General features: G+C 67.6%; 5 protein-coding genes, 1 tRNA gene and 2 rRNA genes. 7 read left to right on the top strand and 1 reads right to left on the bottom strand.

Features of this window, described 5'->3' with window-relative positions; translation table 11 throughout:
* The first annotated feature begins 57 nt into the window (after positions 1–57).
* The 4 genes from BJ961_RS08475 (at position 58) to BJ961_RS08490 (ending at position 4,314) form a co-directional block, all read left to right on the top strand.
* Positions 58–3,178, top strand: a 23S ribosomal RNA gene (locus tag BJ961_RS08475).
* Positions 3,179–3,262: 84 nt separating this feature from the next.
* A 5S ribosomal RNA gene (gene rrf / locus BJ961_RS08480) occupies positions 3,263–3,379 on the top strand.
* 113 nt (positions 3,380–3,492) lie between these two features.
* Positions 3,493–4,155 carry a DegT/DnrJ/EryC1/StrS family aminotransferase gene (locus BJ961_RS08485; protein ID WP_271417000.1) on the top strand — a complete coding sequence of 221 codons (663 nt, stop codon included), beginning with the start codon at positions 3,493–3,495 and terminating at the stop codon, positions 4,153–4,155.
* Between the two features lie 83 nt (positions 4,156–4,238).
* Positions 4,239–4,314: transfer RNA gene (locus BJ961_RS08490), tRNA-Thr, on the top strand.
* 68 nt (positions 4,315–4,382) lie between these two features.
* On the opposite strand, the gene BJ961_RS08495 is transcribed toward BJ961_RS08490, so the two are convergent.
* A complete protein-coding gene (locus BJ961_RS08495) occupies positions 4,383–7,133 on the bottom strand; it encodes a SpoIIE family protein phosphatase (protein ID WP_271320685.1) in 2,751 nt (916 codons plus the stop codon).
* 392 nt (positions 7,134–7,525) lie between these two features.
* Here BJ961_RS08495 and BJ961_RS08500 point away from each other — a divergent pair, with 392 nt between their 5' ends.
* The 3 genes from BJ961_RS08500 to BJ961_RS08510 all read left to right on the top strand — a co-directional run bounded on the left by BJ961_RS08500 (position 7,526) and on the right by BJ961_RS08510 (position 17,105).
* Positions 7,526–13,012, top strand: a complete 5,487-nt coding sequence (locus BJ961_RS08500; protein ID WP_271320686.1) for a HAMP domain-containing protein — start codon at positions 7,526–7,528, stop codon at positions 13,010–13,012.
* 475 nt (positions 13,013–13,487) lie between these two features.
* A complete protein-coding gene (locus tag BJ961_RS08505) occupies positions 13,488–14,162 on the top strand; it encodes a response regulator (RefSeq protein WP_271320687.1) in 675 nt (224 codons plus the stop codon).
* A gap of 189 nt (positions 14,163–14,351) precedes the next feature.
* Positions 14,352–17,105, top strand: a complete 2,754-nt coding sequence (locus BJ961_RS08510; protein ID WP_271320689.1) for a DNA translocase FtsK — start codon at positions 14,352–14,354, stop codon at positions 17,103–17,105.
* Positions 17,106–17,265 lie beyond the last annotated feature (160 nt).

Genomic DNA, 17,265 nt, shown 5'->3' on the forward strand with positions numbered 1-17,265 from the left:
GGGGTGATGGGTGGTTGGTCGTTGTTTGAGAACTGCACAGTGGACGCGAGCATCTGTGGCCAAGTTTTTAAGGGCGCACGGTGGATGCCTTGGCACCAGGAACCGATGAAGGACGTGGGAGGCCACGATAGGCCCCGGGGAGTCGTCAACCAGGCTTTGATCCGGGGGTGTCCGAATGGGGAAACCCGGCAGTCGTCATGGGCTGTCACCCTTGCCTGAACACATAGGGCAAGTGGAGGGAACGCGGGGAAGTGAAACATCTCAGTACCCGCAGGAAGAGAAAACAACCGTGATTCCGGGAGTAGTGGCGAGCGAAACCGGATGAGGCCAAACCGTATACGTGTGAGACCCGGCAGGGGTTGCGTGTGCGGGGTTGTGGGATCTCTCTTCTGTTGTCTGCCGGCAACAGGACGAGTCAGAAACCGTTGATGTAGGCGAAGGACATGCGAAAGGTCCGGCGTAGAGGGTAAGACCCCCGTAGTCGAAACATTAGCGGCTCGTTTGAGAGACACCCAAGTAGCACGGGGCCCGAGAAATCCCGTGTGAATCTGGCGGGACCACCCGCTAAGCCTAAATATTCCCTGGTGACCGATAGCGGATAGTACCGTGAGGGAATGGTGAAAAGTACCGCGGGAGCGGAGTGAAATAGTACCTGAAACCGTGTGCCTACAAGCCGTGGGAGCGTCGCGCAAGGACTTGTCCTTGCGTCGTGACTGCGTGCCTTTTGAAGAATGAGCCTGCGAGTTTGCGGTGTGTTGCGAGGTTAACCCGGGTGGGGAAGCCGTAGCGAAAGCGAGTCCGAACAGGGCGTTTCAGTAGCACGCTCAAGACCCGAAGCGGAGTGATCTAGCCATGGGCAGGTTGAAGCGGCTGTAAGAGGTCGTGGAGGACCGAACCCACCAGGGTTGAAAACCTGGGGGATGACCTGTGGTTAGGGGTGAAAGGCCAATCAAACTCCGTGATAGCTGGTTCTCCCCGAAATGCATTTAGGTGCAGCGTCGTGTGTTTCTTGCCGGAGGTAGAGCACTGGATAGGCGATGGGCCCTACCGGGTTACTGACCTTAGCCAAACTCCGAATGCCGGTAAGTGAGAGCGCGGCAGTGAGACTGTGGGGGATAAGCTCCATGGTCGAGAGGGAAACAGCCCAGAGCATCGACTAAGGCCCCTAAGCGTACGCTAAGTGGGAAAGGATGTGGAGTCGCACAGACAACCAGGAGGTTGGCTTAGAAGCAGCCACCCTTGAAAGAGTGCGTAATAGCTCACTGGTCTAGTGATTCCGCGCCGACAATGTAGCGGGGCTCAAGCGTACCGCCGAAGTCGTGTCATTGCAGCAATACGGCCAACGCCGGCTGTGATGGGTAGGGGAGCGTCGTGTGCCGGGTGAAGCAGCCGCGGAAGCGAGTTGTGGACGGTTCACGAGTGAGAATGCAGGCATGAGTAGCGATACAAACGTGAGAAACGTTTGCGCCGATTGACTAAGGGTTCCTGGGTCAAGCTGATCTGCCCAGGGTAAGTCGGGACCTAAGGCGAGGCCGACAGGCGTAGTCGATGGATAACCGGTTGATATTCCGGTACCCGCTGTGAAGCGTCAAACATCGAGCATCGTGATGCTAAGGCCGTGAAGCCGCCCTGATCTCTTCGGAGTTGAGGGGAGTGGTGGAGCCGCCGAACCAAGCGGTTAGTAGGTGAGTGATGGGGTGACGCAGGAAGGTAGTCCATCCCGGGCGGTGGTTGTCCCGGGGTAAGGGTGTAGGCCGTGCGATAGGTAAATCCGTCGTACATGTGGCTGAGACCTGATGCCGAGCCGATTGTGGTGAAGTGGATGATCCTATGCTGTCGAGAAAAGCCTCTAGCGAGTTTCATGGCGGCCCGTACCCTAAACCGACTCAGGTGGTCAGGTAGAGAATACCGAGGCGTTCGGGTGAACTATGGTTAAGGAACTCGGCAAAATGCCCCCGTAACTTCGGGAGAAGGGGGGCCACACCTGGTGACGAGTTTTACACTCTGAGCTGGGGGTGGCCGCAGAGACCAGCGAGAAGCGACTGTTTACTAAAAACACAGGTCCGTGCGAAGCCGTAAGGCGATGTATACGGACTGACGCCTGCCCGGTGCTGGAACGTTAAGGGGACCGGTTAGTCACATTTCGGTGTGGCGAAGCTGAGAACTTAAGCGCCAGTAAACGGCGGTGGTAACTATAACCATCCTAAGGTAGCGAAATTCCTTGTCGGGTAAGTTCCGACCTGCACGAATGGCGTAACGACTTCTCGACTGTCTCAACCATAGGCCCGGTGAAATTGCACTACGAGTAAAGATGCTCGTTTCGCGCAGCAGGACGGAAAGACCCCGGGACCTTTACTACAGTTTGATATTGGTGTTCGGTTCGGCTTGTGTAGGATAGCTGGGAGACTTTGAAACTCGCACGCCAGTGTGGGTGGAGTCGTCGTTGAAATACCAGTCTGGTCGTGCTGGATGTCTAACCTGGGTCCGTGATCCGGATCAGGGACAGTGTCTGATGGGTAGTTTAACTGGGGCGGTTGCCTCCTAAAGAGTAACGGAGGCGCCCAAAGGTTCCCTCAGCCTGGTTGGCAATCAGGTGTTGAGTGTAAGTGCACAAGGGAGCTTGACTGTGAGACCGACGGGTCGAGCAGGGACGAAAGTCGGGACTAGTGATCCGGCGGTGGCTTGTGGAAGCGCCGTCGCTCAACGGATAAAAGGTACCCCGGGGATAACAGGCTGATCTTCCCCAAGAGTCCATATCGACGGGATGGTTTGGCACCTCGATGTCGGCTCGTCGCATCCTGGGGCTGGAGTCGGTCCCAAGGGTTGGGCTGTTCGCCCATTAAAGCGGTACGCGAGCTGGGTTTAGAACGTCGTGAGACAGTTCGGTCCCTATCCGCTGTGCGCGTAGGAGTCTTGAGAAGGGCTGTCCCTAGTACGAGAGGACCGGGACGGACGAACCTCTGGTGTGCCAGTTGTCCTGCCAAGGGCATGGCTGGTTGGCTACGTTCGGGAGGGATAACCGCTGAAAGCATCTAAGCGGGAAGCCTGCTTCGAGATGAGGACTCCCACCCCCTTGAGGGGTTAAGGCTCCCAGTAGACGACTGGGTTGATAGGCCGGATCTGGAAGCACCGTGAGGTGTGGAGGTGACCGGTACTAATAGGCCGAGGGCTTGTCCTCAGTTGCTCGCGTCCACTGTGTTGGTTCTGAAACCACGAACAACCCCACGTCCACAGCGTGGTGCGGTTGTATGTTTCATAGTGTTTCGGTGGTCATAGCGTAGGGGAAACGCCCGGTTACATTTCGAACCCGGAAGCTAAGCCTTACAGCGCCGATGGTACTGCAGGGGGGACCCTGTGGGAGAGTAGGACGCCGCCGAACAATCATTGGAGGGTGGGTCCCGGAACTTCGGTTCCGGGACCCACCCTTTTTTACTTTCCGTCACTTCGAGTTCACGTTGCGCCCCGACCATCCCACGTATGGGTACTGCAGCAATGCTCAGGGCCGCCGGCGTGGGCGTCGGCGACGAGGTCGTCGTACCTGCCTTCGGCAACGTGGAAGTCGCCGAGGCCGTCTCACAGGTCGGCGCGTCACCGGTGTTCGCGGACATAGAACCGACGACGTACTGCCTGGACGGTGCCGTCGTGGAGGCGGCGCTGACGCCCCGGACCGCGGCCGTCGTCGTCGTGCACCGCTTCGGGCGGCCTGCGGACATGCGTCCGCTGCACGAGGTCGGACAGCGGCAGGGGCTGCTCGTACTGGAACACGGCGAATCCGAGACGCCGTACGACGAGACGGCGCGACGCAGGCAACGGGCGGCCTACCTCGACGGGAAACTCAGGGGCCTGCGCACCCCGGACTGGGGCGACGGGCACACCTACCAGCAGTACGTGGTGCGGGTGCCGGGGAACGGCCGGCCCGACCGTGACGCCTTCGCCCGTGCCGTGCGGGCCAGGGGAGTGGAATGCCGGGTGCCCGTAAGGACTCCCGTGCACCGTATGCCGGAATTTCGCCAATGCGTGTCGTTGCCGGAAACGGAACGTGCCGTCGACGAAACGCTCGCGCTGCCCGTCGAGGCCGCGTTGACCAAGCGGGACATGCAGCGGATCGTGTCCGCCTGCAATTCCCTCGGGGGACTGCTGCAACCCGCGTACTGAGACCGAGTCCGTGGTTGGGAGCACCGGCTTGTTCGGGGTATGATCTATTCCGTTGCCGCGAGGGAAACCTCGAAATGCGACAGGCCCCTATAGCTCAGTCGGTAGAGCGTCTCCATGGTAAGGAGAAGGTCAACGGTTCGATTCCGTTTGGGGGCTCCACGACGAAGGCCCCGCCCACTCGGGCGGGGCCTTTCGCATACCCGGGGCCAAGGCCCCGGGCCCGCACGCTAGTCCGCGTGGGGCTCCGGGACACGCATCGCGAGAATCGCCATGTCGTCGGACGGTGCGTCCGACGCGAAACGCTCCACCGCGCGCATGATGCGGGCCGCCACCGCGCCGGCGGTCAGGCCCGTGCAAGTGGTGAGCACATCGGCGAGCCCGTCGTCGCCCAGCATGCGGGTGCCCTCACGGCGCTCGGTGACGCCGTCCGTGACACAGAGCAGGACATCGCCCGGGTCGAGGGTGACCGTCTGCTCGTAGAGCTCCAGGTCCTCTATGACACCCAGCAGGGGCTGCGGTTCCGCGGCCGGCTCGACCGTGCCGTCCTGACGGAGACGCAGCGGCAGCGGATGCCCGGCACAGACCACCTTCAGCTCGGCGCTGCCGTCCTCCTGCGGGCGCATCTCGCCGTACAACAGCGTGAGGAAACGACTGCGGGCCCCCTCGTCGAGGATCGCGGAGTTGAGGCGCTCCAGGACCGCCGGGCCGGTCAGGCCCTCGCGGGCGAGCAGGCGCAGCGCGTGCCGGGCCAGGCCCGTGACGGCCGCGGCGTTCGGGCCCGTACCGCAGACGTCGCCGATGGCGAAGCCGTAGGCGCCGTCGCTGATCGGGAAGAGGTCGTAGAAGTCGCCGCCGACCTCGTTGCCCTCGCCGGCCGCGCGGTAGATGACCTCCACCTCGACACCGTCGATCAACGGCAGCTCGGGCGGCAGGAGACTGCGCTGCAGGGACTGGCTGATGGCCGTGCGCTCCGAGTACAACCGGGCGTTGTCGAGGGCCAGAGCGGCCCTGCGGGACAGATCCTCGGCCAGCTCCAGGATCTCCTGGCGGAAGTGGTCGTCGGTCGGCTTGCCGAGCGTCAGCATGCCGATGACGCGGTTGCGGGCGACCAGCGGAAGGACGACGGTCTCGCCGCCGACCGCGGAGGCCGTGGCAAGCGTCGGACCGATGCCGGTGCTCAAAGGCTGCGTCGGGCTGCCGCTGAGGCCGAGATCGCGCATGGAGGTACGCAGGGCCGCCTGGTGGGCCATCTCGGCGGGGGCCGTCCACACCCGGGCGCCCGGGGTGGGCACCGGGTCGGGCGGCGCGATCTTCGACAGGAGGGACTTGATGCCGTCGATCAGTTCCTCGTCCTCGTGCAGGACGTAGGACAGGTAGGGGTCCGAGGACTGGTCGGCGATGGTGTAGACGGCGCACCAGGATGCCAGCGTCGGGACCGTCATCTGCGCCATCAGGGCCAGCGTCTGGTCGCGGTCCAGCGTGCCGGCGAGGAGGTCGGAGGCCTCCACGAGGAAGCTGAGCGAGCCGCGGCGCAACCGCTCCAGCTCGCCGAGGCGGGCCGACTCGACGGCCAGGGCGATGCGGTCGGCCGCGAACTGGAGCCGCAGCGCCTCCTCGTTGGAGTACCGGCCGGCCGACTCGGCGGCGACGCCGAGGGAACCGGTCAGGCGGCCCTCCACCTTGAGGGGGACGGTGACGACCGAGCGCATGCCGGTGCCGTTGAGCAGCGGGACCGCGCCGGGGACGGCCGGGAGGTCGTCGTGGACGGCGGGCATGCGCGCCGAACCGTAGCGGCCGGGTCCGGCCTCGACGGGAACGCGGGCGAACCGCTGACGGGCGGAGGGCAGCCCCGTGGACGCGCGGACCTCCAACTCCGTTTCGTCGTCCGTGGCCAGGAGCAGGAAGGCGGCGTCGGCGTCGAGCATGTCGCGGGCGCGTTCGACCGTGCGCTGGAGCAGGCCGTCGAGGTCGTCCGGGGCCGGAGAGCCGATGAACACCTCGAAGGGATCGGCGCTCTGCCCCTCGGAGGACGAGGAGTCGCAGGCCGGCACGCGCAACGGGGTCTGCAGCACCGCGCGTTCGTGGTCGCGGACGAGGAGGCAGACCGTGGAGGGCTCGCCGTCGGCGTCGCGGACGCGGAGGTGGGAGGCGTAGACCGGAGTCACACGGCCGTTGGCGCCCCTTATGCCGTAGCTGCCCTCCCAGCGGGAGAGCCGGAGTGCCTCGGCGATGCCCGTGCTGGTGCCCGGGGTGTGCGGCCAGGCCGCGAGGTCGGTCAGCGGCTTGCCGGTGACCTGGTCGGCGGAGTAACCGAAGAGATCCTCCGCGTCCTCGTTCCAGGACGTGACCGCGCCGCTGCGGTCGATCTGGACGACGGCGACGCGGACCCGGCCGTCGGCCAGGGGCAGCAGGGCGGCCGGGAGGGCGGGGCCCGCGGCGCGGGTGCCGACCGGACGCTCGGGCAGATGAAGGTGGAACCAGACGTTCTTGAGCGTGGGCGTGTACTCGACGCCCCAGCGGTCGGCCAGCGCCGCGCACAGCTGGAGGCCGCGGCCGCCCTCGCGGTCGAGGCTGCCCATGGTGGCGGGGGAGCCCTGGAGCGGGACCTCGCGCTCCGGATAGTGGTCGGCGACCTCGATCCGTACGCCGTCGTCACTGCGCAGGCACACGACGTCGGCGGTGGTGCCGGCGTGCACGACGGCGTTGGTCACCAGCTCACTGGTGAGCACCACGGCGTCGTCGACGATGTCGGCATGACCCCAGCCCTGAAGCGTGTCGCGGACGAAGGACCGGGCACTCGCCACGGACCGGCCCACGGGTTCGAAGCTGGCGGCCGCACGCGCGGTGATCACAGAACTCCTCGACCCTCTCTCCCCGTGCACGGCCTCATGGCCGACCGGCTCCTGCCGCTGCTGCGGCAGCCCGTCCGTCGGCCCGGGATCCGGGGGCTGCTCCCCCGGGATCAGTCCGGTGGTCATTCCGGCCGCCCCTCCGATGCCCGCTCGTCTCCGTGCCACCGCCCAGACCGGTCGGACCGGCTTGGCTGGACAGCCGCATGCAAGGTTACTTACCTTCGCCGTCCATGCGGATGCCGGTCTGCAGTGTTTCCGCCCAGAGGGTGTGCGGACGATGTGCGAAGCTGCCGAACTGTTATGGCCTGGTTCAGCCGGGGTGAAACACTGGGCAGGCTGCTTATGAAGGTCCGGGCAGGTGAATGCGCGCCGAGTCGGGTGGGCAGCAGCCCTGGAAGCGGTCCGGCGTGCCGGGCCGGATCGCCCGGCAGTACGGAAAGCAAGCGGCGGTAACCCGGTGCGCCGAGTATGGGCGGCCGGGCACAGCGGTATCGGTCGACCCCTGCGGGAGGGACACAGTGGAGTCTGGCGCAGCGACGCGGGCCACGAAGACGCGCGCGAAAGGCGGACAGTCCCTGAGTAACCAGGGCAAACCGCGGGGCGGCGGCGCGCGGAGCGGCAGTACGACGGTGGACACGGCCGCGCTGAACCGGCTGCTCGCGGCGCTGGTGTCCATGCGGGAGGGGAACTTCCGCAGGCGGCTCACGGTGTCCGGCGACGGCGTGATGTCGGAGATCGCGGCGGTCTTCAACGAGGTGGCCGACCGCAATCTGCACCTCACGGGTGAGCTGACGCGGGTGCGCCGCATGGTCGGACGTGAGGGAAAACTCACGGAACGACTGGAGACGGGGGCCTGTGAGGGCTCCTGGGCGGCCGCGATCGACCACTCGAACGCGCTGGTGGACGACCTCGTACGGCCCGTGTCCGAGGTCAGCCGGGTGCTGTCGGCGGTCGCGGACGGCGACCTGTCGCCGCGCATGGAGCTGCGGACGCAGACGGAGGAGGGCACCGGGCAGCCGCTGCGCGGTGAGTTCCTGAAGGTCGGCCGGACCGTGAACAACCTGGTCGACCAGTTGTCGACCTTCACCGACGAGGTCACTCGGGTGGCCAGTGAGGTCGGTACCGAGGGCAAGCTGGGCGGTCAGGCCAGGGTGCGGGGCATGTCCGGGTCCTGGAAGGACCTGACGGACTCCGTCAACACCATGGCGTACCGGCTCACCGCCCAGGTGCGGGACATCGCGCTGGTGACGACGGCCGTGGCCAAGGGCGACCTGTCCCGGAAGGTCACGGTGCACGTGGCCGGGGAGATGCTGGAGTTGAAGAACACCGTCAACACGATGGTGGACCAGCTCTCGGCGTTCTCCTCCGAGGTGACGCGCGTCGCGCGCGAGGTGGGCACGGAGGGCGCCCTGGGCGGGCAGGCGCAGGTGCCGGGCGTGGCCGGGGTGTGGAAGGAGCTGACCGACTCCGTCAACACCATGGCCGGGAACCTGACGGCCCAGGTGCGTGAGATCTCGCATGTGACGACGGCGGTCGCCAACGGCGACCTGTCGAAGAAGGTGACGGTGCCGGCCCGGGGCGAGGTCGCGCAGCTCGCCGAGACGATCAACCAGATGACCGAGACGCTGCGGATCTTCGCGGACGAGGTCACGCGCGTGGCCAACGAGACCGGCGGTGAGGGCCAGCTCGGCGGGCAGGCGAACGTGCCGGGCGCGGCCGGTATCTGGAAGGACCTGACGGACTCCGTCAACACCGTCTTCCGGAACCTGACCACGCAGGTGCGCGACATCGCCGCGGTGACGACGGCGGTGGCCAGCGGCGACCTGTCGCAGAAGGTCACGGTGGACGTGGCCGGGGAGATGCTGGAGCTGAAGAACACCGTCAACACGATGGTGGACCAGCTGTCCGCCTTCGGCGCCGAGGTCACGCGGGTGGCCCGGGAGGTCGGTGTCGAGGGTGAGCTGGGCGGGCAGGCGCAGGTGCCCGGGGCGGCGGGGACGTGGAAGGACCTGACGGACTCCGTCAACACCGCGTTCCGCAACCTCACCGGTCAGGTGAGGAACATCGCCCAGGTGACGACGGCGGTGGCCAACGGCGACCTGTCGCAGAAGGTCACCGTGGACGTTTCCGGCGAGATGCTCCAGCTGAAGAACACCGTCAACACGATGGTGGACCAGCTCTCCAGCTTCGCCGACCAGGTGACGCGGATGGCCCGGGACGTGGGCACGGAGGGCCGCCTCGGCGGTCAGGCCAGGGTCGACGGCGTGTCGGGTACCTGGAAGGAGCTGACGGACTCCGTCAACTCCATGGCCGGCAATCTGACCTCCCAGGTGCGCAACATCGCGCAGGTGACCACGGCCGTGGCGCGGGGTGACCTGTCCCAGAAGATCGACGTCGACGCGCGCGGCGAGATCCTGGAGCTGAAGAACACCATCAACACGATGGTCGACCAGCTGTCGTCGTTCGCGGAGCAGGTCACGCGCGTGGCCCGCGAGGTGGGCACCGAGGGCCGCCTCGGCGGTCAGGCGCAGGTGCCCGGCGTCGCCGGTGTGTGGCGGGACCTGACCGACTCGGTGAACGGCATGGCCGGCAATCTCACCGCGCAGGTCCGCAACATCGCGCAGGTCGCCACGGCGGTGGCGCGCGGCGACCTGTCCCAGAAGATCACCGTGGACGCGCGCGGGGAGATCCTGGAGCTGAAGAACACCCTGAACACGATGGTGGACCAGCTGTCGTCGTTCGCCCAGGAGGTCACGCGCGTCGCGCGCGAGGTGGGCACCGAGGGCATCCTCGGCGGGCAGGCGGAGGTGCAGGGTGTCTCCGGCACCTGGAAGGACCTCACGCAGTCCGTGAACGGCATGGCCAACAACCTGACCATGCAGGTCCGCAACATCGCCGAGGTCACCACGGCCGTAGCCAAGGGCGACCTGTCGAAGAAGATCACCGTCGACGCCAAGGGCGAGATCCTCGAGCTGGTCACCACCGTCAACACGATGGTCGACCAGCTGTCGTCGTTCGCGGAGCAGGTCACGCGCGTGGCCCGCGAGGTGGGCACCGAGGGCATCCTCGGCGGACAGGCGAGCGTGCCGGGCGTCGTGGGTATCTGGAAGGACCTCAACGACAACGTCAACCTGATGGCCAAGAACCTCACCGTCCAGGTGCGCAACATCTCCCAGGTGGCCGCGGCCGTCGCCAACGGCGACCTGACGCGGACGGTGACGATCGAGGCGCGCGGCGAGGTCGCGCAGCTCGCCGACACCTTCAACACCATGGTGCGGACGCTGCGGTCCTTCGCCGACCAGGTGACCAAGGTGGCCCGCGAGGTGGGTACCGACGGCATCCTGGGCGGCCAGGCGCAGGTGCCCGGGGTGGCGGGCACCTGGAAGGACCTCACCGAGTCGGTGAACCAGATGGCGTCCAACCTGACCGGTCAGGTGCGCAACATCGCCATGGTCACCACGGCGATCGCCAAGGGCGACCTGACCAAGAAGATCGACATTGACGCGCGTGGCGAGATCCTGGAGCTGAAGACGACCATCAACACGATGGTCGACCAGCTGTCCTCCTTCGCCGAGGAGGTCACCCGGGTGGCCCGCGAGGTGGGCACCGAGGGGCAGCTGGGCGGTCAGGCGCGCGTGCGGGACGTCGACGGCACCTGGCGCGACCTGACGGAGTCCGTGAACGAGATGGCCGGGAACCTGACCCGGCAGGTGCGTGCCATCGCGCGCGTGGCGACCGCGGTGACGCGCGGCGATCTGAACCTGAAGATCGATGTGGACGCCTCCGGTGAGATCTCCGAGCTGCAGGACTACATCAACAAGATGATCGCCAACCTGCGCGACACCACGATCGCCAACAAGGAGCAGGACTGGCTCAAGGGCAATCTGGCCCGGATCTCCGGACTCATGCAGGGCCGCCGGGACCTCCAGGACGTGGCCTCGCTGATCATGAGCGAGCTGACGCCCGTGGTCTCCGCGCAGCACGGGGCGTTCTTCCTCGCGATGCCCCTGGTCGACGGCCAGGAGCAGGCGGGCGCGGAGGGCGACGCGTACGAGCTGCGGATGCTCGGGTCGTACGGCTACTCGATGGGGTCCATGCCCACCTCGTTCCGGCCCGGGGAGGCGCTGGTCGGCACGGCCGCCCAGGAGAAGCGCACGATCCTCGTGGAGAACGCGCCGAGCGGCTACCTGAAGATCTCCTCCGGGCTCGGCGAGGCCCCGCCCGCCCAGGTGATCGTCCTGCCGGTGCTGTTCGAGGGGCAGGTGCTCGGCGTCATCGAGCTGGCGTCGTTCACGCCGTTCACGCACATCCAGAAGGACTTCCTGAACCAGATCGCCGAGATGATCGCGACCAGCGTCAACACCATCTCCGTCAACACCAAGACGGAGGTGCTGCTGAGCCAGTCGCAGGAGCTGACCGAGCAACTGCGTGAACGGTCCGAGGAGTTGGAGCAGCGGCAGAAGGCACTCCAGTCGTCCAACGCCGAACTGGAGGAGAAGGCCGAGCTGCTGGCGCAGCAGAACCGCGACATCGAGGTGAAGAACACCGAGATCGAGGAGGCGCGGCAGGTCCTGGAGGAGCGTGCCGAGCAACTCGCGGTCTCCATGCGCTACAAGAGCGAGTTCCTGGCCAACATGTCGCACGAGCTGCGTACGCCGCTCAACTCGCTGCTGATTCTGGCCAAGTTGCTCGCGGACAACGCCGACGCGAACCTCTCCCCGAAGCAGGTCGAGTTCGCCGAGACGATCCACGGTGCCGGATCCGATCTGCTCCAGCTCATCAACGACATCCTCGACCTGTCCAAGGTGGAGGCGGGCAAGATGGACGTCTCCCCGACGCGCATCGCGCTCGTCCAGCTGGTCGACTACGTGGAGGCCACCTTCCGGCCGCTGACCGCGGAGAAGGGCCTGGACCTGTCGGTGCGGGTCTCGCCGGAGCTGCCCGCCACGCTGCACACCGACGAGCAGCGGCTGCTCCAGGTGCTGCGCAACCTGCTGTCCAACGCGGTGAAGTTCACCGACTCGGGCGCCGTCGAGCTGGTCATCCGGCCGGCCCGGGACGACGTCCCGCAGGCGATCCGGGAGCAGTTGCTGGAGGCGGGTTCGATGAACGACCCGGACGCCGAGCTGATCGCGTTCTCGGTGAGCGACACCGGGATCGGGATCGCGGCCAGCAAGATGCGGGTGATCTTCGAGGCGTTCAAGCAGGCCGACGGCACCACCAGCCGCAAGTACGGCGGCACGGGCCTGGGCCTGTCCATCTCGCGGGAGATCGCGCAGTTGCTGGGTGGCGAGATCCAGGCCCAGAGCGAACCGGGCCGCGGCTCGACGTTCACGCTGTACCTGCCGCTGCGTCCGAGCGAGCTGCCCCCGCACGGGTACCAGCAGCCGCTGCCCTCCGCGGAGGCCGGTGAGCTGCCCGCACCCTCCGGGGCCGTGGCCGAGCTGCCGGGATCGGAGGTCGAGACGCCGGCCGAGGTGAGGTCGTACCAGGACTCGCAGAACGGTGCGGCGGCACTGTTCCGGCGCCGTCGCCGGTCGGCCGAGACCGAGGACCTGCCCGCGGTGCGGGAACGCCGGCCGGACGCCGGGCAGGAGTCGGCGCCGCAGTCGAGCCGGGGGATCCGGTTCGGCGGGCAGAAGGTGCTGATCGTCGACGACGACATCCGCAACGTCTTCGCGCTGACCAGCGTCCTGGAGCAGCACGGCCTGTCCGTGCTCTACGCGGAGAACGGGCGCGAGGGCATCGAGGTCCTGGAGCAGCACGAGGACGTGGCGGTCGTCCTGATGGACATCATGATGCCCGAGATGGATGGATACGCGACGACCACGGCGATCCGCCGGATGCCCCAGTTCGCCGGTCTGCCGATCATCGCGCTGACCGCGAAGGCGATGAAGGGCGACCGGGAGAAGGCGATCGAGTCCGGCGCCTCCGACTACGTGACCAAGCCGGTCGACCCCGACCACCTGCTGACGGTGATGCAGCAGTGGATGCGCGAGGAGTGAACGAGGGAGTGGGGGCGGGGAGCGCCGCCGGGGCCCGCGAACCGGGCTTCGGCGGGCACGGCCGGGACCGGCGGGAAGGGGTCGGTACCTTCGGACGTCGTGCCCGTAGTACGTTCGGGCACGAGTTCCTCGTACCTGCGGGCACCTTCGGTGCGACTCGCTGCGGCAGTGTGCGAACGTGGGGTGTGCGTGAACGGCGGGGGGTCTTCGCGGTCCACGCGGAGTCGCTGACTCAGCGTGCCCGAAGCCGTGTAGAAGCACGGGATTCGGGGAACCTTCTGGTCTCCCGCCGCGTTTCCGCTACGAGCACAGTGACATCACGGTGACAGGGTGTGGCGACAGGCGGGGTGCGGCTACGATGACCGGCACAAGGACGGGCGGCGCAAGGGAGTCGCCCCCCGGGGCGGCACCAGCCGGTGCCGTGCCGAGTCCTGCGGACAGGGGAGGCCCCACGCCGGGGCGAGGAGGGCGGGCCATGGTGCAGAAGGCCAAGATCCTCCTGGTCGATGACCGGCCGGAGAATCTGCTTGCGCTGGAGGCGATCCTCTCGGCGCTCGATCAGACGCTGGTGCGGGCATCGTCCGGGGAAGAAGCACTCAAAGCACTGCTCACGGACGACTTCGCGGTCATCCTGCTGGACGTCCAGATGCCGGGCATGGACGGTTTCGAGACCGCCGCGCACATCAAGCGACGGGAGCGGACCCGGGACATCCCGATCATCTTCCTCACCGCGATCAACCACGGGCCGCACCACACCTTCCGCGGCTACGCGGCGGGCGCGGTGGACTACATCTCCAAGCCGTTCGACCCGTGGGTGCTCCGCGCGAAGGTCTCCGTCTTCGTCGAGCTGTACATGAAGAACTGCCAGCTGCGTGAGCAGGCGGCGCTGCTGCGCCTCCAGTTGGAGGGCAACGGCAAGGCCGAGGCCGGTGCGGCCAAGGAGCCCGCGGGACTGCTCGCCGAGCTGTCGGCGCGGCTGGCGGCCGTGGAGGAGCAGGCGGAGGCCCTGTCCAAGCAGCTGGGCGACGAGTCGACGGACGCGGCCGCGGTGGCGACGGCGGCCCATCTGGAGCGCAAGCTCACCGGACTGCGGCGGGCGCTGGACGCCCTGGAGCCGGGCTCGTCCGGGGGCCAGGCCGCCGTCAACTGACGCCGAGCGGCGCGAACCCCGCCCGTGACCTCCCGTGAGTGCGGTTTGGCGGGGCCGTGAGGCGGTCGGTGAAGGCCTGTCAGAGCCGGTACCGGAGTCGTCAGTTCCTGTCCCTCCCGTGGGCGACACGAACGGGTGAAGCGGTAGGCACACGTGTCGACGGCCGTCTCCCCCGGTAACCTCACACCCATGGCCTCACGTCCCTCCGCAGCCAAGAAGCAGCCCGCGAAGAAGGCGGCCGCTCCCGCGAAGGGTCCCGCCAAGAAGGCCGCCGCCAAGAAGGCGCCCGCGAAGAAGGCGCCCGCCAGGAAGGCCGCGGCGAAGAAGCCCGCGCCCCAACCGGCTCCCAACCCCACCGGGGGCGTCTACCGGCTGGCGCGCGCGCTCTGGCTGGGCCTCGCGCACGGAGTCGGCGCCGTCTTCCGCGGCATAGGGCAGGGCGCCAGGAACCTCGACCCGGCCCACCGCAAGGACGGCGTCGCCCTGCTGCTGCTCGGTGTCGCGCTGATCGTCGCCGCGGGCACCTGGGCCGACCTCAAGGGCCCCGTCGGCGACCTCGTAGAGATCCTCGTGACCGGCGCCTTCGGCCGCCTCGACCTGCTCGTGCCGATCCTGCTCGGTGCCATCGCCGTACGCCTGATCCGGCACCCCGAGAAGCCCGAGGCCAACGGACGGATCGTGATCGGCCTGTCCGCGCTCGTCGTCGGCGTGCTCGGCCAGGTGCACATCGCCTGCGGCTCACCGGCCCGCAGCGACGGCATGCAGGCCATAAGGGATGCAGGCGGGCTCATCGGCTGGGGCGCGGCGACCCCGCTGTCGTACACGATGACCGACGTGCTGGCCGTGCCGCTGCTCGTGCTGCTCACGGTCTTCGGGCTGCTCGTGGTCACGGCCACCCCGGTCAACGCGATCCCGCAGCGGCTGCGTCAGCTCGGGGTGCGGCTCGGCGTGGTCGGCGACCGGGAGGCGGACGCCTTCACGGACGACGACGAGCGCTACGACGAACAGTGGCGCGAGGCGCTGCCCGCCCGCGCCCGCAAGCGCGGGGCACCGGCCGCCGACGAACCCTACGACCACGACGCGGCCGAGCAGGAGGCGCTCGGCCGGCGCCGCGGCAGGCCCCGGCGGTCCGCCGTGCCGCAGCCCGAGATGAACCGTCCGATGGACGCCGTGGACGTCGCCGCGGCAGCCGCCGCCGCGCTCGACGGCGCGGTCCTGCACGGGATGCCGCCCTCGCCGCTGGTCGCCGACCTCACCCAGGGCGTGAGCACGGGGGAGCGCGAGTCCACGACCCCGACGCCCACGCCCGTGCCGGCCGCGCGACCGCAGCCGGGGAAGCTCAGGAAGGACCCCGCCAAGGCGCCCGACGAGGACGCGGCGGGCGGTGGGGTCCCCGACCTCACCAAGACGCCGCTGCCCAAGGAACGGGACCTGCCGCCGCGCGCCGAGCAACTCCAGCTCTCCGGCGACATCACCTACTCCCTGCCGTCCCTCGACTCCCTCACACGCGGCGGCCCCGGCAAGGCGCGCAGCGCCGCCAACGACGCCATAGTCGCCTCGCTGACCACCGTCTTCACCGAGTTCAAGGTCGACGCCGCCGTCACCGGCTTCACCCGCGGCCCGACCGTCACGCGCTACGAGGTCGAGCTGGGCCCCGCCGTGAAGGTCGAGCGGATCACCGCGCTGACCAAGAACATCGCGTACGCCGTCGCCAGCCCCGACGTGCGGATCATCAGCCCGATCCCCGGCAAGTCCGCGGTCGGCATCGAGATCCCCAACACCGACCGGGAGATGGTCAACCTCGGCGACGTGCTGCGCCTCGCGGAGTCCGCGGAGGACGACGACCCGATGCTGGTCGCGTTCGGCAAGGACGTCGAGGGCGGCTACGTCATGCACTCGCTGGCGAAGATGCCGCACATGCTGGTGGCCGGCGCCACCGGCTCCGGCAAGTCGTCCTGCATCAACTGCCTGATCACCTCGATCATGATGCGGGCGACCCCCGAGGACGTCCGGATGATCCTGGTCGACCCCAAGCGCGTCGAACTGACCGCGTACGAGGGCATCCCGCACCTGATCACACCGATCATCACCAACCCGAAGCGGGCCGCCGAGGCGCTCCAGTGGGTCGTGCGCGAGATGGACCTGCGCTACGACGACCTCGCCGCCTACGGCTACCGGCACATCGACGACTTCAACCGCGCGGTGCGCGAGGGCAGGGCCAAGACGCCCGAGGGCAGCGAGCGCGAACTCCAGCCGTACCCGTACCTGCTGGTGATCGTGGACGAGCTGGCCGACCTGATGATGGTCGCCCCGCGCGACGTCGAGGACGCGATCGTGAGGATCACGCAGCTCGCGCGTGCGGCCGGCATCCACCTGGTGCTCGCCACCCAGCGGCCCTCCGTGGACGTCGTCACCGGCCTCATCAAGGCCAACGTGCCCTCGCGGCTCGCCTTCGCCACCTCCTCGCTCGCCGACTCCCGGGTCATCCTCGACCAGCCCGGCGCCGAGAAGCTGATCGGCAAGGGCGACGGCCTCTTCCTGCCGATGGGCGCGAACAAACCGACCCGCATGCAGGGCGCGTTCGTGACGGAGGAGGAGATCGCGGTCGTCGTCCAGCACTGCAAGGACCAGATGGCGCCGGTCTTCCGGGACGACGTCACCGTCGGGACCAAGCAGAAGAAGGAGATCGACGAGGACATCGGCGACGATCTCGACCTGCTGTGCCAGGCGGCCGAGCTGGTCGTCTCCACGCAGTTCGGGTCCACCTCCATGCTCCAGCGCAAGCTGCGCGTCGGCTTCGCCAAGGCCGGGCGGCTGATGGACCTGATGGAGTCGCGGAGCATCGTCGGGCCGAGCGAGGGCTCGAAGGCTCGTGACGTCCTCGTGAAGGCCGACGAGCTGGACGGCGTGCTCGCGGTGATCCGGGGGGAGTCCGAGGGGTAGGAACGGGTAGGCGAAGGGTTCCGCAGCCGTTCCTGCGACGTTCCGCCGACGGAGGGCCACGGCGGCCGGCCGGCCGATCGTGACTCACCCGTTAGGGATCATTGGGCAACCGTTTCCCCCTGCCCTACGTCAAATTGAGGGAAGTGACAAACAGGTGGTC

Source organism: Streptomyces lienomycini (assembly GCF_027947595.1).
In the GTDB taxonomy this organism is placed as follows: Bacteria; Actinomycetota; Actinomycetes; order Streptomycetales; family Streptomycetaceae; genus Streptomyces; species Streptomyces lienomycini.

Bases quoted from the DNA above. Each gene is read 5' to 3' on its own strand.
- BJ961_RS08505 (WP_271320687.1), top strand. From the start codon at position 13,488: ATGGTGCAGAAGGCCAAGATCCTCCTGGTCGATGACCGGCCGGAGAAT.
- BJ961_RS08495 (WP_271320685.1), bottom strand. From the start codon at position 7,133: ATGACCACCGGACTGATCCCGGGGGAGCAGCCCCCGGATCCCGGGCCG.
- BJ961_RS08510 (WP_271320689.1), top strand. From the start codon at position 14,352: ATGGCCTCACGTCCCTCCGCAGCCAAGAAGCAGCCCGCGAAGAAGGCG.
- BJ961_RS08485 (WP_271417000.1), top strand. From the start codon at position 3,493: ATGCTCAGGGCCGCCGGCGTGGGCGTCGGCGACGAGGTCGTCGTACCT.